This is a genomic window from Peribacillus sedimenti (assembly GCF_046237635.1).
GTDB lineage: Bacteria > Bacillota > Bacilli > Bacillales > DSM-1321 > Peribacillus > Peribacillus sedimenti.
The window spans coordinates 4,781,318-4,804,238 of the sequence record NZ_CP143547.1 but is presented as its reverse complement, the minus strand read 5'-3'; the positions used below and the strand labels follow the sequence as shown (position 1 = coordinate 4,804,238).

16 protein-coding genes are annotated in these 22,921 nt (G+C 38.5%); 11 read left to right on the top strand and 5 right to left on the bottom strand.

What is annotated here, in order from left to right; all coding sequences use genetic code 11:
- Positions 1–600 precede the first annotated feature (600 nt).
- Positions 601–1,497, bottom strand: a complete 897-nt coding sequence (locus tag V1500_RS23485) for a tetratricopeptide repeat protein (protein ID WP_409303122.1) — start codon at positions 1,495–1,497, stop codon at positions 601–603.
- Between the two features lie 196 nt (positions 1,498–1,693).
- Here V1500_RS23485 and V1500_RS23480 point away from each other — a divergent pair, with 196 nt between their 5' ends.
- Positions 1,694–1,891, top strand: a complete 198-nt coding sequence (locus tag V1500_RS23480) for a hypothetical protein (RefSeq protein ID WP_409303120.1) — start codon at positions 1,694–1,696, stop codon at positions 1,889–1,891.
- A gap of 282 nt (positions 1,892–2,173) precedes the next feature.
- Positions 2,174–2,488, top strand: a complete 315-nt coding sequence (locus V1500_RS23475) for a hypothetical protein (RefSeq protein WP_409303119.1) — start codon at positions 2,174–2,176, stop codon at positions 2,486–2,488.
- A 47-nt stretch (positions 2,489–2,535) separates the two neighbouring features.
- Here V1500_RS23475 and V1500_RS23470 read toward each other — a convergent pair whose 3' ends face one another.
- The gene (locus V1500_RS23470) at positions 2,536–2,679 is read right to left on the bottom strand and encodes a hypothetical protein (RefSeq protein ID WP_409303117.1); all 144 of its coding nucleotides are present in this window, start codon (positions 2,677–2,679) and stop codon (positions 2,536–2,538) included.
- A 797-nt stretch (positions 2,680–3,476) separates the two neighbouring features.
- Here V1500_RS23470 and V1500_RS23465 point away from each other — a divergent pair.
- Complete coding sequence (locus V1500_RS23465; RefSeq protein WP_409303115.1) at positions 3,477–4,937, top strand: hypothetical protein; 1,461 nt, start codon at positions 3,477–3,479, stop codon at positions 4,935–4,937.
- 41 nt (positions 4,938–4,978) lie between these two features.
- Here V1500_RS23465 and V1500_RS23460 read toward each other — a convergent pair whose 3' ends face one another.
- From V1500_RS23460 to wrbA, 3 genes are all read right to left on the bottom strand, one after another.
- A complete protein-coding gene (locus tag V1500_RS23460) occupies positions 4,979–5,494 on the bottom strand; it encodes a DinB family protein (protein WP_409303113.1) in 516 nt (171 codons plus the stop codon).
- Between the two features lie 685 nt (positions 5,495–6,179).
- Positions 6,180–7,394 carry a S1C family serine protease gene (locus tag V1500_RS23455; protein WP_409303111.1) on the bottom strand — a complete coding sequence of 405 codons (1,215 nt, stop codon included), beginning with the start codon at positions 7,392–7,394 and terminating at the stop codon, positions 6,180–6,182.
- Positions 7,395–8,135: 741 nt separating this feature from the next.
- Positions 8,136–8,747: an NAD(P)H:quinone oxidoreductase gene (gene wrbA, locus V1500_RS23450; protein ID WP_409303109.1), complete on the bottom strand. Its 612-nt coding sequence runs from the start codon at positions 8,745–8,747 to the stop codon at positions 8,136–8,138.
- Positions 8,748–9,012: 265 nt separating this feature from the next.
- Between wrbA and V1500_RS23445 the strand changes: the two genes are divergently transcribed.
- From V1500_RS23445 to V1500_RS23410, 8 genes are all read left to right on the top strand, one after another.
- On the top strand, positions 9,013–10,746 hold the full coding sequence (locus tag V1500_RS23445) for a phospho-sugar mutase (RefSeq protein WP_409306096.1): 1,734 nt from the start codon (positions 9,013–9,015) through the stop codon (positions 10,744–10,746).
- Positions 10,747–10,877: 131 nt separating this feature from the next.
- Positions 10,878–12,890 (top strand): penicillin-binding transpeptidase domain-containing protein, encoded by a 2,013-nt coding sequence (locus V1500_RS23440; RefSeq protein ID WP_409303107.1) that lies wholly within the window; start codon positions 10,878–10,880, stop codon positions 12,888–12,890.
- A gap of 606 nt (positions 12,891–13,496) precedes the next feature.
- A complete protein-coding gene (locus V1500_RS23435) occupies positions 13,497–17,450 on the top strand; it encodes a hypothetical protein (RefSeq protein ID WP_409303105.1) in 3,954 nt (1,317 codons plus the stop codon).
- Positions 17,451–17,555: 105 nt separating this feature from the next.
- The gene (locus tag V1500_RS23430; protein WP_409303103.1) at positions 17,556–18,503 is read left to right on the top strand and encodes a hypothetical protein; all 948 of its coding nucleotides are present in this window, start codon (positions 17,556–17,558) and stop codon (positions 18,501–18,503) included.
- Positions 18,504–18,902: 399 nt separating this feature from the next.
- On the top strand, positions 18,903–19,700 hold the full coding sequence (locus V1500_RS23425; RefSeq protein ID WP_409303102.1) for a recombinase family protein: 798 nt from the start codon (positions 18,903–18,905) through the stop codon (positions 19,698–19,700).
- A 27-nt stretch (positions 19,701–19,727) separates the two neighbouring features.
- A complete protein-coding gene (locus tag V1500_RS23420; protein ID WP_409303101.1) occupies positions 19,728–20,273 on the top strand; it encodes a hypothetical protein in 546 nt (181 codons plus the stop codon).
- A gap of 1 nt (position 20,274) precedes the next feature.
- A complete protein-coding gene (locus V1500_RS23415) occupies positions 20,275–20,946 on the top strand; it encodes a recombinase family protein (RefSeq protein WP_409303099.1) in 672 nt (223 codons plus the stop codon).
- Between the two features lie 99 nt (positions 20,947–21,045).
- A complete protein-coding gene (locus tag V1500_RS23410; protein ID WP_409303097.1) occupies positions 21,046–22,701 on the top strand; it encodes a hypothetical protein in 1,656 nt (551 codons plus the stop codon).
- The last annotated feature ends 220 nt before the right edge of the window (positions 22,702–22,921 follow it).

Below are 22,921 nucleotides of genomic sequence, written 5' to 3'. Positions count from 1 at the left end.
CAAGGAATCAGGCCCGTTTACTGTGTTAAAGAATTGCGGGGGGCCGGACCCCGTTTAGTGAGTTAAAGAAATATAGATGTTTAGAACCCATTTATGGTATTCCAACGGCGCGTGCAAAACCCTAATTTATTTAGAAAGGATTGATTAATAGTGACTGGAATATCATTTCCTCCGAGCAATTCAATAATCGCCACGACTTGCATGGCTATCCATTTGAGGCCCGATGTTACTCCGGATATTTAAATCAAAACCGATTCTCGCAAACAAGCAAATATAATCACTTAAACCCCATAAGAGCCAATATCGTCAAAAAAGCGTAGCAATATAAGTGGAACAGCGATCAAGCGTTATTAACAGAAACGAAAGATGAACTTAAAACGACCTCAATAGTGCTTGAAACCTTCCAAATAAGCGCTACTACCGCTTAAACGTGGAAAGCCTAGAGGACTCGGCCCCGGTTAGTACGTATGTCACCAAAGCGAAATGGATTTCCGCGTATCTCATTATTATACTTCATTTTTATAGTGAATTTGAACGGGGGGCTCTGATTTTTTAAGAAACCAGGAGAGAGCAAAATAAAAACCATCCTTAACCTTACGTTTAGGATGGCAGTTTGTTTTCGTTTCTCCATTTTGCATATTTTTCTCTAATGAAGGTACAAAAGCGTGTTTCCTTTGTAACTTCAAATATATTGTATGCTTTGTCCATATAATTTTTGGCTTCCTGAAATTCATTCTTCAATTCATGGTTATATCCAAGATGATAATGGAATTCTGGTAAGGCAAACAATAGGTTGTGCTGGACGCACCATTTGATCCCCTTTTTACAGTATTCTATAGATTCATCATATCTTCCCATTCTAGTCAAAATGCGGGCTATGTTATAATTTAAATGACTTTTGAGATTGTTATCGGATACATAGGGAAGGTTGTTTAAGTATTTTAGGGCATCTTTATTTATTTCGAGTGCTTTATCATACATTTTCTCTTCAAAATATATAACAGCAATACTCACTAGGCATTCAATTTCACGTTCCGAATATCTTTTTTCGGTAGTTTGTGTGGAGGAAATCGCTTGCTCGATATACTTAATAGCTTCTTTATAATCTTTGTTCATTTCATATTCACAGATACCCTTATGCCAAAGCAGTATTTGGTAGTTCCTAGAGTTCTGTGTGAATAATGGATTATTTTCTTCGGCCTTAACAATCTGGCGAATTTCGTTATAATTCATGCTGAGCCTTGCCAGCTTGAGCTGCTGGAACACTTCCTGCACATAATCCAGTCGAGGTGTCATTCCAATATCAAAGAAGTAGTTTACGTCCACTCCCAATTTCTGAGAAATTAAATACAAAGTGGATGCATACGGATACACATCTCCCTTTTCAATCTTACTGATTTGAGCCTGAGTGCATATTCCCTCTGCTAATTCTCCCTGAGATATACCCATCTCTTTCCTAAGTTCTTTGATTTTTTGTCCAACTGCAGAAAAATCCATAACAGATCCCCTTAAATATTCCTAAAGTTATATTTTTAACTAAAAAAGAAGGAAAATAGTTAATAGAAAGGTCTATTTTAATTAAAAACGGGCAAATAACAAAAAATACTACTTTTTTATTATGTGGTTATATATAACTATAGAAGTTTTTTCTAATAAAACCAATATTTTTCGCCAAAAAAGGAGGAATTACCTAATGAAAAAGAAATTAATAGGAATCACGGCAGCATTTCTTCTAGCAGCGGGCACAGGAGCTGCAACTGCATCTGCGGAATTACCTTCTATATACAGCACGAAAAAAGGATCTTCATCTACTACCAACGAGCTTCCATCAATATACAGCACAACAGTTACACCGGGTGTTACCACTCAAGAGCTGCCATCAATCTATTAATATTATACAAAAACACTATGCACCAGGGTAGTACCCGAAAAATACGCCTCCATGACCGGAGGCGTATTTTAATACAATAAAGTGGGGCAGACCCCATGACAACCCAAAAACAATTGAGAATATTCTTACAGGAATATTCCTAAAGTTATATGTTTTGGAGCTTAGGCAGAGTAGTGGGTATATATGCTGGTATATATGCATTTATCAGTTGTAAATAGGAAATATATCCTTTTTGTGATTTTGATATAGTGATTATAACAAATCAGAGAGGGGTGCAATAATATGATAGATATTAATATGAGGGTTCGTCCTTCTTTTTATGATGAAGAATGCGCGATTGTGTTCTCGTTTTATTTTCACGACAAGCTAAAGAAGCTGGGGGAAGCGATTATTTATACATGTGAGGCACCTGTAGGGAGGTTGGTGAAAAATGAGAGCGTCAGCAGGATCAGTGAAAAAGTGGCATATATAAAAGAATTCACCATTGTGAAGGAATACGAAGCTCTTTCCTTGGAAAAAATAAAGCAGTTCCTTAAGATGTGTGGAATCAAAACATGCTTTCTACAGCAGGAAGAGCGTACAAAGCTTGCGAACTAAACAATGTAAACAAAAAACCCACGACAACAATGGTTTTGCCATGGGGGTTAGTTTGCGCTTGATTTTTTACGTTTATCCAGAAAATCAATCATCTGCTGGCGCTGGCTGCGGCTGGATGATTTGATTTGGATTCCTGCTTTTGGTTCTTTCCTTGCAGCTGACTGTGTCAGCTTTAATCGGTCCAGTTTCAATGCTGTCTCTCCTTTGCTGAGTGATATAGTATAGACTGATATCTTCGCACTAACATACTTCGCTAATTCACTTATACCCGCTGCCTGTTTCAATAAACCGCATATATAATATTTTTTTAATGTTTTTGTTAGATTTTTTTGTGAAAAGCAACCAAATACTACGTCAAAGCACAAAAAATATTCTTTTAGTTATATTTTTATACAGGTTTACTGTTTAAACCTCAGATAAAGGGCGTAAATCACCTAAAATGCAAAATTTAAAGCAAAAACGGGAGTTTATCATATGCATCATGAAATGTTTAAATAATTTTGAACTGTTCTATCTGATGAAAGTATGAACAGCCGTCATTAATGGAGTGCCAGTCAGTGCTTACGAAGGGATTCCGTTCCCGCAACAGTCTGACTTGCTGGAAACCTCAGTTTCTAGTACCCGAATTCGTGGTCTTCCGATCAGGAAGGCCGATGGCCCGCAGAAAATACTTCTGTGGGATTTTTTTATGTACTTTTGCAATCACGTGGCCATATTGCCTGGCCCACCCTGCATTATATAATAACGTAAAGATAAGTTCACTATATTTTTCCAGTTCCTTTTACCCATTCTAAAACAATCCCAGCACAAAAAAATGCTGTCAGTACAGAAAGAAAAAAGTCGACATAGAGATTAAATGGAGGAATTAGCCGAGGAGAGGAAGAAATAAAAAATAAATAATCCAAAACTGAAGGTTACATAATGTATCAGTTTATTCCTTACAAAATAGGGTACTATAATAGATGCGATTTTAAAGGGAGGTGAAAGCATGAGTGATTTTCAGGAAAAAAATACGAATCACCTTCATGAATTGAAAACAAAGAGGTCCATGCTTCAATTTGTTTTCCCGTTCGCATTGTCCCAAAAACCGAAGAATGATATTACCGAAAGTTTAAAAAAGGAAGGATTCACATTTTTTAAACTGAAGGATCTCGATCTTCAGGAAGAGTTTTATGGCGGCGTAAAAGTTTTCCACAGGGAACTTGAAAAGTTCTTCCTGCCGAATGTCGAGCCGATCTTATTTCCTGCCGAGGATACGGAAAGGGAAGGTTTCCGCCGTTTCTCCAAAAAGTTAAATCTGCAAGGAACTTTTAAGTCTCCTCAGTTAGATACCGATTTTACTATAAATTCCCTGGATATTTTTTTGTGCCCATTTCACATAGGGATGATGAATATACGTATAGCACTGCCTGAGAATCTAAAATACTCGGATGTGCTTCATTTCGGCAATACATTTCGTGTAATGGAGCCCATTGTGGAGGATGAGCAGCATACAAGCGTAGGCCTTAAGGATAAAAAAATGCATAATCAAGTGAAGGACCTGATTTATTCCGAACTCGCACCCATGCTCAAGGACTACATAGACCAAATGAAAGCAGATTCCTCCTATTTCGGGAGCCTGCCCTTTTTCATTGATGAAAGGATGTATGTCATCGGCCATATAGCGCTCGAAGAAGACAGCCAGATTACCAAAGGGGATTTATTCCGCGCCGGCCAGTTAAGCGGCTATGATGAGGCAGGAAAACCGTTTGTCGGAGCGAACAGCGATGAATATATCAACCGGTATTTCAAAAAGAGGGTATATGACCGCTGGGGAGATGAGACGTATTATGTATTCAGTGAATACTCCTTCACCTCGATCACACGGGCAGATGACAAGAAAGAGGCACAAATAGCGAGGCAAATGTATGGCCAGAACTATTATGGATTATTGCTTTTCTTCTATTATAAAATAGTCCTGCTTAAATTGACGCATGAGCATGCTGCTGTTGACATTGAGAAAGACCAGTCAGATACAGAACTTTTGATTGTCATGATTACGGAGTTTTCCGCAAAATTCTTGTTCGCAGAAGTAAACAGCACATACTCAGGCAAGGAAATGTTCCATATGGTGAAGGATGTTTTTAATATTGACACACTCTATAATGACGTGAAAAAGACGCTTGCCAGCCTCTATCAAAACCAGGAGAAGATTTCGAGCAAACGAAGCAGCTATCTCCTGCAGATCCTGACCATCTATACCGTGATATCCGGTATCTTTGGAATGAACTTAGTAATTGAAGATTGGAAGGGGAAAACACGCTGGGGCAAAGTGCCCGACTATTCCATGTTTGAATATATTTCATTTTTTACGGCTCTCTCTGGAATTGTCATTTCATTAATCCTGGGTTTTTTTGCTTTGAAGAATTGGATGAAAGAACAAAAAAGCAGAAAGAAGCAATTATTTTAATAAATGGTCCTGCCAAATGGGAGCAGGACCATTTTTATTTGCTATTTCAGATAGCGTTCCTGCAGTATGCGCCGATGATGAAGCTCATGGCCTGCAATCATATACGCCAATGCCCGCACAGTGACATCTGATCCGTTCGCATTTCCACGCAGCAGCCATGTATCCTCGTTCAAGCTCTTCAGCAAATACAGCGTCGATTGACGGACCGCACGGAAGTTTTCTACAAGCAGCACAAGTGGCTGATTATCAAAGGAGGCCATCTCGACATAGGCATTCTGGTCATAGCCGGGCAGTGCCGCAGTTTCACCTCTTGCAATGCTTAACAGCCTATAACTGAACACTCTTTCCGTATCCGTAACATGGCCAAGCACTTCCTTGATGCTCCACTTATCCTCTCCGTACCTGAAAAGAGCTTGATCGTCTGATAAATCCTCCAGCAAATCAATCGTTTCTTCTATCTGCTTTTCTAAAATCGTAATGATATCTCCCTCGGGTACCATCGCCACATATGTAGAATAATAGCTATGAAACTCATCCTGCTCCGGACGTCTGTTCATGGAATATTACCTCCTTAAATCAGTTTCTCTCTTTAAGTATAATCCCAATCCAGTTTTTGGCATAGCAATCCGATTTAATCAAACGATTGATTAAATTTTGGCTTTAGCAGAGTGAAGGGATCTGGCCCTCTGTAATCTGATGAAGTGATGATTCACTATATAAAACAATAAATCTAAAAAAGTTAGAAATATAGAGAATAGGGGAGTATACAGCAGGTAATTGTTCATTATATAAAACAATTGGTTATTTATGGTTCAGAATATCTTATTCTGGCATTTTTAATCATTTAAATGATGTCTAAAAAATTGTCTTTTTATCTTTAATCGGCTTCATTTAAGTAGAAATGCAAAAGAATATTATCCAATAGTAATAGTAACGATTTTTTAGTTATTGGAAATGGACATTTGATATCAAGCGTAAATTATCTTCTTATCCGAAACTAGCAAATTGTGTTCATTACTTGGACGGAAAACAATAAGAAACAGTGAGTCAGCTGCCTTTTCTTGTATGTTTACATTGAAAGAAATTATACCAGCTTCTTGGAACTTAATAGAAATATGTGCACAGCACGACTTACAGTGACCACCTGTCTAATTTTCAGCGGAATCCACAGTAAGAGGAAATACAGGCAAAATTAATAAAGCCCGAAACAGGTATGTCTCGGGCTACAATCTGATTATATTCTTACAAATCACTATCATCCACTGACTCATTACTCAATGAATCATTAACCTCTTCTTCATATTCCATTTCATCATCAGGAACTTCCTCAGATTCTGGTTCTTCGTCTATATACTCATCCTCGATTTCTGACTCATTGGTTCCATCCTCTAAGTATTCATCAGATTCGTCATCGGAATATTCATCGGTTGACCCATCTTCGTAAACATCTTCAGATTCTTCTTCATCATAATATTCACCAGTGGAGCCATCGTCATCGAATTCATCTGATGAATCATCGCTGTAGCTGTCGCTTTCATCTTCATAAGACTCGTCACTGTAGTCATCACTATAGCTCTGGCTGTCACTTTCATCACTATAATCGTCGCCATAGTAGTCATCATAGTAGTCCTGATAATCCCCATACTGATCATCATAGGAACCGCCGTCAAAGTAATATTCGCCATCACTGCCGTACATATCCTGATAGAAGTAATTGCCTGCCTGATTGTAAAATAACTCCGAAATATCAGAAGCACTCATTGGAGCTTCAACCCAGCCATTTATGATTCCCATCACTTTAAATAAAGGAATACTGAAGCCGATATTGTCTTCGCCATTATGTTTTGCAGAATTGATTGCAATGGCTTTTTCTGACTTTTTATCCAGCAGTGGACCGCCGCTGCTACCAGGAGCAATGGGCGCGGTAATTTGATAAATATCCTCATATGTGCGGGGTTCAATCACAAAGCTTCGGTCAACTCCGCTGATATTCCCAAGCGTTGCAGTATTCTCATAGCCCTGTGGACTGCCAAGGGCAATCACTTCATCGCCTAATTCAGATTTCTTGCTGGTCTCAAGCGCCGTGGGCTCTTTTCCTGCCAGGGCATCTACCCGGATTACGGCAATATCGATGTTGTTGCTATAGCCGATCACCGTGCCTTGCAGTTCCTCACCTTTATTATTATGAAGCATAACATCGAGGCTTCCTTCCACAACATGGGCATTCGTCAATACGTCCCCGTGTTTGTTTATTAGGAAACCTGATCCCTGTGCCTGGCCTGCAAAAATCGTAAAAACTTTAGGCTGGGCAGCTTTAATGATTTGAGCCACAGTCTTTGAAGGCTGTTTGGCAGCTGCCTGCGGCTTCGGTTTTGAAACAACCTCGGCGGTTTTGGCGGGTGCAGCCACTTCCTTACTTTCCTCTTTCTTTACCTGAACGACTGGTTCTGCCGTCATATTTTCCTTCCATAGAATAGCCGCGTATGAAACCACGCCTCCACAAACAAGGACCAAGGCAGTCACTAAAAATATCATAAACCTGTTAGTTTTAGATTTTATCTTTTGGCGGCAGCCCGGACAATAATTGGAACGTTGGGCAAGGGAAGCCCCACAGTTTGGACAAAACAACTAAACCACTCCTAAGGGTTAATATATTAGTATTTTATGGTAAATATGTAGAATGCACAATATAGGATTGAGTGTTGTGAGTAAGTTATTTTGCAATGAACTTTGGTTGTATGAGGACGGAATATGATGGGAGTCATATGTGGTTGCGGTTGGGTATAGTTGGACCAAGATGAGAAATACTTCGAATGCGGAAATAAGGCTGCGATTAAATCTGTTAAAGTTCAAACTTTCGAAATCAAAAAAACCGATAACTATTGGAAAAACTAATAACTTTATTATGATTATCCACTTTCAATGTCGCAATTATGCTTAAAACTGATAGATTTATAATGAAAGAAGGCCTATTCCTTTGCCTGCAAGATGGTTATGCTCGATGTTCATGGATTTATGCTCGAAATCTGGATGATTATGCTCGAAATCCTGGACTTATGCTTGAAATCAAAGGTTTTATGCTCGAAATCCTATATGTATGCTCGAACCGCAATTTGGGGGATGCAAAAAATTAAGCTAAAAAACTGAAATATACATAAAAAAAAGCAGAAGGTTCATAGATCCCTTCTGCTTCTTACCTCACTGACTACCTTTCTTCACCATCTCAGCTATCGAAACCGTACGCTTCGCCTGATGCTTTACCGCAGCCTCGACATCCTCAACCATTTTTCCGTCCTGGTTCACAGATACGCTGGTACCATAAGGGTTGCCGCCTGCCCCGTATAACACAGGGTCCGTATAACCCGGCGTCACAACGATTGCTCCCCAATGATACATGGTGGTATATAATGATAGGATTGTTGCTTCCTGTCCGCCATGGGGGTTTTGCGCGGATGTCATGGCGCTGACCACCTTGTTCACTGTTTTTCCGTTGAACCACAGGCCTCCTGTCATATCAAGGAATTGCTTCATCTGGGAGGGCATGTTTCCAAAACGTGTCGGCACACTGAAGATGATGGCATCTGCCCATTCAATATCATTGAGTGATACTTCTGGTACATCCTTAGTGGCTTCTACATGGGCTTTCCATGCCGGATTTGAGTCAATCGCCGATTGTGGAGCAAGCTCCGGCACCTTCAGAACTTTTACCTCAGCACCAGTTTCCTTTGCGCCTTCCTCTGCCCACTTGGAGAGTTGATAGTTTGTTCCAGTAGAGCTGTAGTAAATGACTGCTAAGTTTACATTTGACATCTCTTTGTCTCCTTTACAAATCAATTTGTACTGATTGTCCAAAGGCTGATATCTCCAAGATTGTCATTATTGCCCGATACATTTTCTTCTACCCATATTAAATAATATTAATCGTCATTCTTTCGTGCATATTGAAAATAAAGGCTTGTAAGTGATTGTGAAAGCTTTTGACGTATTAGCACTTTTACTGTCGAATACATATAAATAACAATAGAAGAATGATATCTTATAAGTATCAAAAACATACAAAATAAGGAGAGATATGATGGGCTGGAAAGAGAGCTACACGTCCTGGAAAAACTTCCCTCAACTACAAGAAGAGTTGCGTATGCAGCTCGATGAGATCAGTATGGATGAAGAAAAGCTGGAGGATGCTTTTCATAAGAACCTGGAATTCGGGACCGGCGGGATGCGCGGTGAAATCGGTGTCGGAACAAACCGGATGAATTTATATACTGTAAGAAAAGCAACTAAAGGGTTAGCGGATTATATAAGCTCGTTTGGAGAAGAAGCGAAGGCTCGCGGAACTGCCATCGCCTTTGATTCACGCCATAAATCCCCGGAATTCGCGATGGAGGCAGCGAAGGTACTTGCAACAAACGGGATAAAGGTATATCTATTTGATGAACTGCGCCCGACTCCACAGCTATCATTTGCGGTACGTCATCTTAATGCTTACGCAGGAATCGTCGTCACTGCAAGCCATAATCCTCCTGAATATAATGGATACAAAGTATATGGGCCAGATGGGGCTCAGCTGCCTCCGGAACCGGCTGATAAGGTAATCGAATATGTAAACGCCGTAGAAAATGAGCTGGCCATTCAAGTGGGAGAGGAAGACAGCTTAAAAGAGCAAGGATTAATAGAAATAATCGGACAAGCACTTGATGATGCTTACAACGAAAAGCTTATGACGGTATCTGAAGACCCATCCCTTGCTAAAGAGGTGGATGTTAAAGTGGTCTTCACTCCGCTGCATGGAACAGCAAACAAATCTGTCCGGCTCGGACTGGAAGGATTGGGCTACACGAATGTATATGTCGTAGAGGAACAGGAGCTTCCAGACCCGAACTTTTCGACTGTTACTTCCCCGAATCCTGAGGAGCATGCGGCTTTTGAACTTGCTATTAAACTTGGGAATGAAGTATCAGCAGACCTGTTGATCGCAACTGACCCGGATGCAGACAGGCTGGGTGTTGCGGTTAAAAATGATGAAGGGGAATATGTCGTATTAACGGGCAACCAAACCGGTGCGCTCCTGTTGGATTATATCCTTTCGCAAAAGAAGGAAAAAGGTAAGCTGCCAGGCAATGGAGTCGTTCTCAAGACAATCGTTACATCTGAATTGGGGAGAACGATTGCGGAAAGCTTTAACCTGAAGAGTGTGGACGTCCTGACTGGATTTAAATTCATAGCCGAAAAGATCAAGGAATATGAAGGAACGGGCAGTCAGACCTTCCTGTTCGGATATGAAGAGAGCTATGGATACTTGATCAAGGATTTCGCAAGGGATAAGGATGCTGTACAGGCTGCCTTACTCGCTGTCGAGGTCTGCGCTTATTATAAGAAACAAGGCAAAACTCTTTATGATGGACTGACAGCTGTATTCGACAAATATGGCTACTACCTGGAAGGTTTAAAGTCACTAACCTTAAAGGGAATCAAGGGAACATCCCAAATACAGGGCATACTGAATGAGTTCCGCAATAATCCGCCCCAGGAGCTGGCATCACAGAAGGTAGTCAGCCAGGAGGATTATAAAAATAGTACGAAAATCTCTTATACAACGAAGGAAGAAGAAACAATCAATCTTCCAAAATCCAATGTATTGAAGTACTTCCTTGAGGACGGTACATGGGTCTGCTTAAGGCCATCCGGAACCGAGCCGAAAATCAAGTTCTATTTCGGGGTACAGGGAGATTCAAGGCAGGAAGCGGAAAAGAAACTAGCTTCCGTTATGGAAGACTTTATGGCGAAAATCAGTAAGTTAGTATCATAGAAAGAAAGGAAGGGCATGCTGCTCTTCCTTTTTTTATGTCGATTTATCTACAAATTGGATACAAATAGTAAACGAAATCCCCCTCGTTTTGGTAATATGGGTAATGAATGAATAAAACGAGGAGGAATGCTATGAAAAAGCTACCAATCATTTTCGGCATGTTGGCTGCCATCATCCTGCTTCTTGCCGGATGCTCAGACGATGAACCGAAACCAGAGGACCGGCTTGCCGAATATGTAAAACTATGGAACGACCAAAAGTTTGACGAAATGTATGGCTACCTATCCTCGGATGCCAGAAAAGAGATTAGTAAAAAGGAATTCAAGGAACGATATGAAAAAATATATAAAGATATAGAAGTCAAGAATCTGAAGGTTACCTATAAAAAACCCGAGGAACCGAAGGAGCACGACGAGAAGGCTAATCTCCCGTTTTCCGTAAAAATGGACACGATGGCTGGTGAGCTAGCGTTTGATCAAAAAGCATCCATGGTTCGGGAAGGAAAGGATGACAAAGCAAACTGGTACATTAACTGGAATACCGGTTTTATCTTTAAAGAGTTAAAAAACGGGGAGAAAATCAGCATCTCCACATCACCTGCTGTACGCGGGGAAATTGTCGACCGGTTTGAACGGGGACTCGCCTTGAACGGTCATGTAGCGGAAGTCTCCATCGTGCCTGAGCAAATGGCCGGACAAGAGGCTTCTGTTTTAGCAAAGCTTAGCAATCTTTTAAATATGTCGAAAGAAGAAATTGAGAAAAAGCTGAACCAACCTTGGGTCCAGCCATCACTTCGGGTACCGATCAAAAAGATAGACCCTTCCAATACTTCGTTAATTGAGCAAGTGGGACAGGTAGCAGGAGTGTCAATAGATAAAGTCCCGGAACGAGTGTATCCATATAAGGAGGTAACTGCACATCTCATTGGCTATATCGGTCCTGTATCAGCTGAAGACCTGAAAAAGCTCAAAGGCTACACGGCAAACGACACGATCGGGAAAAGGGGCCTTGAACAAATCCTTGAGGAACGCCTGAAAGGGAAAGGTGGCGCAAAAATCTTCATTAAAGCAGAAAATGGAGAGGAAAAGGTGATTGCAGAAAAGGTTGCGGAAGAAGGAGAAACTATTACGCTAACGATAGATGCGGTGCTGCAAAAGAGCATATACAGCCAATACCAAAAAGGGAAGGATATCGGTTCAGCAGCAGTCATTCACCCGGTAACCGGGGAAACGTTGTCTCTTGTCAGCTCACCGTCATTCGACCCGAACAAATTTGTCCTTGGAATTTCAAAAGCTGAAAGGGAAGCACTTGAAAAAGATCCGCGCCAGCCGCTATTGAATCGATTCAGTTCTGTGTATGCACCAGGCTCAACAATGAAGCCGCTGACTGCGGCGATTGCATTAAAGAATAACATCAACCCAGCTAAAACAATAAATGTAAAAGGGTTATCCTGGGCCAAGAAAAATTGGAAAGATCACTCCATTACCCGTGTACATGATCCAGGTAAACCGGTAAATATGCAGACTGCGTTAATTTACTCAGATAATATCTACTTCGCGCGTCAGGCACTTGAACTGGGAACCAAGAAGTTCTCCGACGGTCTCAAATCATTTGGATATGAAGAAAAGCTTCCATTTGATTATCCGATTACCTCCTCGAAGGTAGGCAAGATTGACAATGAAGGAAGGCTGGCTGACAGCGGCTATGGCCAGGCGCAGACACAGATGAGCACCATTCATGCTGCTACAGCCTATACAATGTTCCTTAACCAAGGGAATATTCTACAACCTTCTCTAATTATTGAGGGAGGCGCTGCTGAGAAAAAGGCATGGAAGGAAAAAGCTCTGGAACAGGACCAGGCAGAGATGATACTCAAAATGCTTGGACGTGTCATTGAGGATCCGAATGGTACACCACATGCTGCCAGCAAGCTTGGAGTTCCTCTAGCAGGAAAGACAGGAACAGCAGAAATGAAGAAGACCAAAGGCGAAAACGGGAAGGAAAATGGCTGGTTCGTCGTCATGAACATCAAAAATCCTAATCTGCTTATGGCTTGGATGATGGAGGATGTAAAAGAAAAAGGCGGAAGTCCATATGTGGTTAAGAAGACCATGCCGGTATTAAAGAAATTTGCGGAAAAATAATAGAATAAAAAAACAACAGGCTCTCTCACCTGTTGTTTTTTATTGGCGATAAATAGAGAGTATCCCTCATAAAAATGGCGAAGCAATAAGTCTATTAACCTAAGGACATCTTATATTTGCCTTCAGGAGAAACAAAAACCATTAAAAAACGACAAGTTATATAACCTAATTGATGGAATAAAAACCATGAATTTTCCTGTCGATAGTTCTTCAGATATACGAAATAGATACTACATTAAATGACATTCATGTTATTCTTTCGTAATTAAATATGTATTTTTTTGTATCATTTAGTAATATTAATGGAATATTAGTGTTATATTGGAAGTAATTACTAGTCTAATTAGGTAAAAAAATGAATAAAAAGCTAGATATTCCTAAAATCTTGTATTATTATAGATTTACAAGAATGAATTGGTAATTTACTAGAATTTATTCTTGTGTGAGTTAGGTACTAGATTTTACGGGGGAACATAGATAAACACAAAGTGTTTCAAAGTATCTGGTGCTATCGTCGTTAGTTTTGTTAGCCATTGGAAATTAGGTTCTATTGCTCCAACTGATCCAATGCAAACTTTAGATATCCGAAGGGAGAATATTTACCAAATGAGTAAAAAGAAAGCAATCAAAGTAGCAACTGCTTCTGCTATTGCAGCTTCAGCATTTGCAGCAGTTGCTCCAGTACAATCCGAGGCAGCTGTAAATTATACAAAGACAGTTACAGATGCTCAAAAAGCAATGAAAGCACCATTCGACACATACTACAAAACGGGCAACACTGGTAAAACAGTTTCTGCTTCAACGGTAGATGCACAAGTTAAAAAAGGATGGGCAGCTTACAAATCTGCTTCTGCTACAGTTAAAAAAGCTGGTAAATCTTCGAAACAGCTTCAAGCTAAACTTGATGCTTATAAAGTATACTTAACTCGTTCTGAGCAGTATGTAGCAGCGTTAAATGAAGTTACTAAAATTTACGCGCAAGCTAAAACAGCTCTTACATCAGAAAATGAAGCACAAATCAAAGCAGCTATTGCAGTTTTGAAAAATTCTAAAAACAAAGGTCATGTTGGTATCGGGAAAGTTTACGGACCAAACAACCGTGCAGTTTTAAAAGCTGCTTTCAACCGCATTTCTCAAAGCTACATCAAACAACTTGAAGCTGCTCTTGAAGCGCTTGCTCCAAAAGTTGCATCAGCAAGTGCGATTGACGCAACAACTGTTGAATTGAAACTTGAGAACACTACTACAGTTGAAAAGTTCGAAGGCGTAACAATCCAAGGTCAAGAAACACGTGAAGTTGGAGAAGTTACTGTTTCTGAAGATGGAAAGACTGTAACACTTAGCGACATTTCTCCTGCTCTAAATGACGGTAGAGAATATGTAGTTAAACTTGACGGCAAAACATTAGCTAAATCAGGATTCAAATATACAGCTCCAGTTGTAACTCCAGATCCAGTAGCACCTGAAGCTCCAGTAGTATCTGGTAACGGCGTTGTTGCGAAGTCTGTAACACCTGTAGTAACAAGTGTAGAAGGTGTTCAATACTCTGCAGTTCTTGAAAAAGATGGAGTAGCAGTAAATGGTTATGAACTTGGTTCTGCAGTAACTGTTGACGGTTCATACAAATTGACAGTGACAGCTACACGTGACGGCCTAACAGCTACAACTACAGTAAACTTCACTGTTGACACACAAGCTCCTACATTGGAAGTTAATGAAGATGCTGTGACAGTTTACGAAAATACTTTCAAAGTTGAAGGTAAAACTGAAGCTGGCGCAAAACTTTCAGTGAATGGTGAAGAAGTAACTGTTGGAGAAGACGGTTCATTCTCTAAAGAATTCACTCTAGAAGCTGGAAAGACTACTTTCGAAGTATCTTCTGAAGATGCTGCTGGAAACAAAGCTACAAAGTCCAAAGAAGTAACATTCGACAACACTGTAGTAGTAGCTACAGAAGCTGTAACAGCTTACGAAGCAGCAACAGTTGCTAAATATGCTGACATCGCTACTGTAAATGAAGCTAAGAAGACAGCTCAAGATGCAGTTACTGCTGTAACTAAAGAAGATGCTAAAGCTGAACTTCAGGCTAAAGTTGACGCAAAAGCTAAGGCTGTAGAAGATCAACTTGCTGCTAAAGTTGCTGCTGTAAATGCTGCTGTTACTGCAGGAAACCAGATTACTCTAGACAGAGAACTAGCATTCTTTACTGATTACGATGCAACTCTTCTACTAGATTATGCTGCTGAAATATCAGCTGAAACAAAAGTTGAAGATATTCAAACTGCTGTTTACTCTGTAAATACAGTTGAAAAAGTTCAAAATTCATTTGTTGCTTATAACACTGCTAATACTGTAGACCAACTTAAGTTGTTTGCTGCTATTGAATACGGTGCTAAAACAGGCGTTTTAACAAATGTGAATTTAGATGTTTATTTCGGTGGTTATGTGTCCGCTGCAGTTGATGCAAGTGGTTCTGCAATTACTGGTTCAGCTAATGTGGATTCTATTTCTGAAATTCAAACTAAGATCATTAATCCTGCACCTGTAGCATTAGTAACTGCAGCACAAACAAAAGTTGATGAAGTTGAAGCAGCATTCACAGGCGTATTACCTGCAGGTGTTCCAACAGCTACTCTAATCAACGAAGCACAAGCTGCTGTGAATGCCCTTCCGGCTGATAGCACAGTTGTAGGTGATCCAACTCCTAAGAAAGACCTACAAGCTGAGTTAGATTCATATGTATCATTGAAAGAAGTATTATTAGCGGTTCATTCTGGTCTTCAATCCAACATTGCAGCAGCACTTAACAATAACACAGATACTTTTGCCCGTGTAAATACTGCCTTTATTGTTAATTACACAGTTGGCGGCGATCGCATTGATGGAAATGAAACAACTGTTGCTGCAGTACAAGCGCAAATTGATGCAGCAAACGTTACAGCTGTTGATAGCTTAGTAGAAGCTGCTCAAGGCGGATCTACAAATGCTGAAGCAGTAACAACAGAAAAATATCAAGCTGCTAAAGATGCTCTAGCATTCGTTAAAGATGATGTCGCTGGAACAACTACAAAAGCTGATTTTGTTTCTGCTCTTGATGATGTAAAAGCAATTTTGGATGTTATCAATGCTAACAATGCTGACCAGCTTTTAGCTGCCTTAAAGTCAACTGAACTTGGTTTGACAGTTGCCGATGCTGATAAGTCAACTTACTGGACTGTATTTAGTGCGGTTGAAGATAAAAACGTTGCGTTGAATACTGCAACAAAAATCAACACTCAAATCATTACGGGTTCTACAACTGCTAAAACAACTGCAGCAGTTAATGCTGTGAAAAATGCAGCTAGCGCTTCAGCATTACTTGAAGCACTTAAGAACCCAGTGCTATCTACTACAACTCTTGTTGTGAATGACGCATTAGCAACTGAGTACTTTGCAAAACTTGCATCAGTAAAAGATTCACTATCTAGTGATGCTAATATCAAAACAACATTGGTAGACGCTGTAAATGCTGAAGAACTTGAAGAAGCTGTAGATGCAGTCACAACTGTTGTAGATGGTGCAGCTACACCAACTGACCTAGATTCTTCCCTTGCAGCTGATAAAGCAACTATTGTTACTTTATTGAACCGTTTAGGTGTTGTAAGTTCCGATTTTGATGAAACTAAAGTAGATACAACTTTAGCAGGTGCATATATCGACGCTCTTAAGACAGAAGTACAGTTAGCAGATGATCCTGAAGCACTTATTAACTGGACAACTGCTACAGATGCAGCAAAAGCTGCAGCTATTGAAGATGTAATTGTAGCTAAAAATGACGCTGCTGTGACTGATGCAATGGATGCTATTCAAACAGCTGCTGATCTTGCTGTTAATACAGATGCATTGAAAGCAACATTCTTAACACTTCTGAAAGAACAACATTTGGCTCTTGAAAATGTTGTTGATGCAAATATCGATGCATACGCGACTGACAAAGCAATCATTTCTAGCAATATTTCTGCTACAGCTATTGCTACGGATAAGGCTACGTTACAAAATGCAATCAACACAATTAACGCAGTGGTTGCTTTAAACAAAGCTACAACTCCTGCTGAAGTTCGTGCAGCATTAGTCGACTTTGTTTCTACAGATGCAGGTTCTGATGTTGATGGTGCGTACCTAGACCTAAGCAATCAATCAAAACTTGAAGTTGCTGAGTTAGTGTTGGCAGATCGTAACGATAATACGCCGAACCCAGTATTTGCAGACGCAGAAGCTGTAAAAGCATCTCTTGGAGCTACTGTTGGTGCTGGTGCACTTCAAGCGCATGTAACTATATTGAATGGTGTTAACACGTTAACATCTTCATCAAGTTTCTCACAAGTAGAAGCAGCACTAAATGCTGTAAATTATACTGCATTTGATAGCCTATCTACTACAGATAGATTGGCAGTTGCAGAAACTTTCAAAGGTAACTTAACGTTTATTGCAACTGGAGACAACGCTGGTGATCTTCAAACTCCGTTTACTTCACTTAGCGCTATCAAACAAGCAATTCAAACTGCAATTAACGCTCAATAATTGCTAATGTAGAAATATTAATTGACCAACCTCCTATAAAGGATGGTTGGTCAATTTTTATTTGACAAAACTATTGTTAAATACAATTAGGATAGGAGAATCACAATGTTAGCCCTCTGTTTTAAAGATGTACCTTTTTCAACAGCACAAGATCTTACCAAACATCCCTTTACTAATTCTTTGACTGAGTATAATATTAGTGTCACTTCTACCGAAAGCTATAACTTCGAATTTCTAAGGAACGATATCGAAGACAAATTATTGCATCTTGAAAAGGCTACTGTGACTGATAAGCAATTATTGTTAGATATCGAATCGAAACTATCTAACCTTTCCACTCTTAATGATGTGGAAGAATTTAAATATAGAATCATTACACTAAAGCTTTTATATACGGCCAATGATTTACTACGGGTTCTAGAAGACAATCCAGAAAGTATCGACAATCAACAATTAAAGGAGATTTCTTTCTCTATACACGAGGCTTCATTTTGTCCATTGAAAACTAATCTCGAAGAGAGATATCAAGCAATATATAAAGAATATAGTGCAAGAACGAAAGTTAACGAAATGGTTGAGGACATAAATTCAAAAGAAAATTTTAAAACAATAAAAACTGCAAAAGAATTGGAAACTCTCCTTATCAATGAACTAGGAGATGATTACATTAACATTGGAAAAGATGGTCGCAAAGTCATTAGTGAAGAACTTTTGCCTAATCTTGAGACTTTTAATAATATAGATAAAATGATGAATACAGTCACCAAGAAGATTGCTGCATTTAAGAGCAAGTTAAAGAAGGTTAAAGAAGTAAGTTCGGTAGTAGAATTCCAATCAATATTAAACGAGCTACATTTGGAATATAATGATCAGCCCACGGAGAAAACAGAAGTTATGTATTACGCTATAAAATCAACTTCTACTGAATTTACAACAATCGGTGAATTAAAGAACTACATTGAAGAAGCTTTGGATAGCAAACAAGGCTACACAAGCACCATAAGTAATTTAGACGGCGTAGCTACGAGTAGTAAAACAGGCGAAGGGAATTAATATAGCACTACACCCCATTAATTGCAACGGTAAAAGCAGTGCTCCCTTCATGCATGCATTGATTGTGGGGTGTGAAAACGACAGAGGGTCCATACTCAGCCCTCTGTTTTTCTATTTATTAAATATCGTAACAAAGTACTAATTTCAAGCCACCTTTTAGGACTAAGAGAAGGTGGCTTTTATGTAGTATGAATCTGCTTTATCTCAACAATATCTATCGTTAGAACTACCTAATTTTCATTTCCCACTATAAAAAAAATAGTATGTATCGTAATTATCTTATCTATGCAAATTATTAATAATGAATAGATTACATGACATTGAGGGACAACAAAAGCAAACCTAATTTCTAATGAGATAGAGATTAGGTTTGCTTTTTTTATTTTTTGGAGGTTATTGATGGATAAGAATCGAGCGATTGCATATTACCGTAAATCCGTAAAGGATGGGAGAAAAAGTAAAGAGGAAGGCGTTGCGTATCAGCAGTTAAAAATCAGGGAATATGCTGACAATAATAATCTGCAAGTTATAAAAGAGTTTACTGATGTTGGGATTTCGGGGACGAAACTCAAGCGGCCGGAATTAACAGACCTTTTTTCCTTCTTGGATGACTGTGATGAACAAATCCATGAAGTGTTAATATACTCAATCGACAGATTGGGAAGAGATACAATGATTAATATTGATTTGATATCATCGATTATTGAGAAAGTGGGCAAGGTTACGTTCGTAAAGCAGGGCATATCCACCGTAGCTGAGCATTTTAATATGTTTTTTTTAATTTACTCTTCGATGGCACAAGAAGAGAGAGACATCTTACTAGGCAAGCTGAAGGATGGCAGGAAATCGAAGGTGACCTATTATAGAAATTTTGATGGTAACTATCCTCCCCTTGGCTATAGTGTAGACAAAAAAGATGGCCGACTAATTATTAACGAAGATACGATAGAAGTGAGCGAAATCAAGAAACAAGAAGTAGAAATCGTAAGATATATTTTTATGGCATATTTATTTGATAATAGCTCTCTACGTCAAATTGCTAAAGATCTAAATCATAAGTTTGGTCTAACCAGGCGTGGGGCTACTTGGAATTACAAATCTGTACAGTGGATTCTACAAAATAAAGCATACATTGGTGTACTGTCCGGAGGGTTAAATAAGTCAGAACACTACTACATTCCTGAAGCAAATGTATAGTGTCTTATTGATCCGACAATTTTCCATATGGTGCAGCATAAGTTACTATCTGAAACTAGTGGGAGAAAGAAAAACCAAACACATCCACTTCCTACTATTATGATATGTAGATTTTGTGGAACCATTCTACAAAATAATAAAGAAGTAATATCTTGTGTCAAATGTTCAATAAATGTAGAAAAGAACAAGGTAAGCTCTGTAATTCAAAAACAATTATCAGACTATGTGTTTCAAAACCAAAATATACTGATATTTAAAAAGATAATGGACAAGCTCATTGTACAATACCAAATGAAGAGTTGGAAAATAGCGCGCAAGGTAGAACGTTTATTAGAACGAAAGGGTGAAATTAAAAATCTGGAAATGCCGGTGAAAACCGAGCGATTAATGTTGAATGAAAATACAAAGCTTCTTTCAAATTATTGCTATGAACAAAGCTTTATCGATGTTATCTTATTTTATTTTAACACTATGACAGATGCAGAATTAGAAGAGCAATTCAGGAAAAGGTCTAAACTATATCTGAGTCAGCTCCCTTTTTTAACTTTTATTGATTTTATTGATATGAGTTAAATTGAATTTTAAAGCAGCTGTCGGGTATGCAAGAACCTCAGGCCTTATTAATCCGAAAACGAGTATTCCAAATCAGATAAGGTCTATAGAAAAGTATTGTCATGAAAAAGAGATTAAACTACACCAGATTTATGTAGATGAATGTAAGAGTGGGACAAAAGTTCAAGGAAGAGACAGTTATATTCAGATGATGACTAGACTAGATATGGAATACATTAATACAGTGGTCGTTTCAAATTTTGATAGACTGAATCGCGACTCGTTAGAGTTTACTAAGACAGTAACCGCACTGAAACATAAAGGCATTGGAGTACTAAGCATAATGCAAAATGCTAATAGCATAGAGTTAACACCCATACAGATTTCAATGGCGGGTCTGCAAGTTGAAATGGAAAATAATTTCCGGGCGGACAGACTAAAAGATGGAAGAAAACGCATGCAGTCTCTTGGAAAATTCCATAAAAATAATACACCATTTGGATACGATCTTGATGATGAACGATATCTTCAAATTAATAACAAGGAGGCGGAAATCGTAAAGTTCATATTTGATAAATTTGAAATTCTAAAAAATTATTCACATTTATTGCTAGAGCTAAAAGAAAAATATGAAATTTTTGGTCCCTGGAGTGATACAAAAAAGATAAAAATAAAAAAATTTATATGTTATTAAAAGAATTTGACTTAAGAACCTTCAATGTCTAGTAATTATTGGTTATAATTACCTAGTGATCTACTAAAATATAACTAGATGAGGAGTTCTTACACACTAATGAAAAAACTTTTACTTTGCATTTGTGCTATTGTCTTTGCTTTCTTCCCGGTAAAATTTATTGGTCACGCAGAAACTTTAGAACAACCTAGTATTGAAAGCATTACTTTTATTGACAAAGATCCAGCGCCAGGAGAGATTAGCGGAAATTTAACAATCAATGTGCGTGGAAATGATACGGAGATGCTAAGTGGTTATGAAATAACACTAGAAGATAATCAAAATAAATCACAAAAGATTGGAAGCTTAAAAGCAACAGGAAAAAATGAATATATATTTTTCATACCTGAAAATACAGATATTTCTCAAAATACCAGTAGGATTAGTGTAGATATGACTTACAAGCCAGGAGTTTCATCTGATTGGTTAGGAATGACAGCAGGATTATTAGACAATACATCAGCGGTACCACCTAAAAATGTAGATATTGAAGGAGACCAAATCTTTGTAAGTTATTCTGAATGGGAAGCAGGAATGAATTCAAGTGATTTAGCCCCTTGGATTCATGTGTACACGAAGGATAGAATTACAGATTGGAGTTTTAAAGATAAGTATAAAGAATATGCACCAGAAGACATTCGAATGGCAGTATTGTATTACTTAGACGCGGCGGGAAATAAAATAGAGCAAATTGGCCAGCTGTTTTTAGAAGATGGAATGAATGATATTCGTCTCCCGAAACTCACCAGTGCAAATAAACCTAACAATGCTGCCGCAATTGGTGTCTTTGCAAAAAGTGAACTTGGAGAAAGCAAAGAGTACATAGCGGTAGGACTCTTAAATTTTCCTATTTCTAATATTGAAGAAACAAGATTTGTTGACAGTGACAACGAAACGAATAAAGTTTCTGGAACAGTGACTTGGAAAAAGCCAAGAAGTGAAAAAAATATTGTCTCTTATGGAATTTATGTAACGAAAAATTCCGGTTATGAAGTTGTAAATAAACTTGGGGATGTAAAACCGAATAATCAAGATAAATATTCTTTCGCTATTCCTAAAGGCACTAGTATCAATGTTACAAACGGTGAAAGATTGATTGTGCTTCCTGAATTTCATGGATATTATCAAAGTTACAACGGAATAGTAAATATAAATGATAGGAATCCTGAAACTATTAAACCTAGAACACTTTCATTAAGAGAAATACAAGTAACCCAAGAGGGTAAATCAATAGGTGTCACACTGGAAACATTAAAACCCCAAGATATTGTTAAAATTTATGACAAACCAACAGGTGGTAAACTATTACGTTCTGTTGATGCGCACTCGGGGTGGATTAGTTTTGGATTCGACTTACCAAGTCAGCTTAACCAAATATATTTATCAGTAACAAATGTATTTGGGGTAGAGGGCAAAAGAACAGCGATAAAGTTGAAAGCGCCTAAGGTTACAAATTCTCTATCAGCTAGCCAAGTGAAAGTATTTAATACAAAAAAGAAAGATATTATTAATATATCTAAAATAAAAAAAGATGACGTTATCAAAATATACTCAAGTTCAAAGAAACTAATTAAGACTGTGAAGGCTAACTCATCCAGCATTAGTATACCTTTAGATCAATTAGGGAAAAAGGCAGGATTTATCTGGGTGAGTAAGACTAGTGATGGTTTACAAGAAAGTTTAAAAGTAAAAATTGCCTACAGTAAAGAAAAGTAAGGCGTTTCTTTTTCGCCCTTTTCTGCAAAATTACGCTGAAATCCCTACCAAGGCTCTCTTTTTATTTTTGGTTATGGATAGATAGAAATAAACTGAAATTTGGCATATCCAAGCATAAATTGGTACTAAGGTAGGATAATGCATTCTACCTTGGTGAAGTTCCTCCCTACATACCTCAATTTTTGTGGTATGGAATATAATAATTTTTAGGAGGAATTTC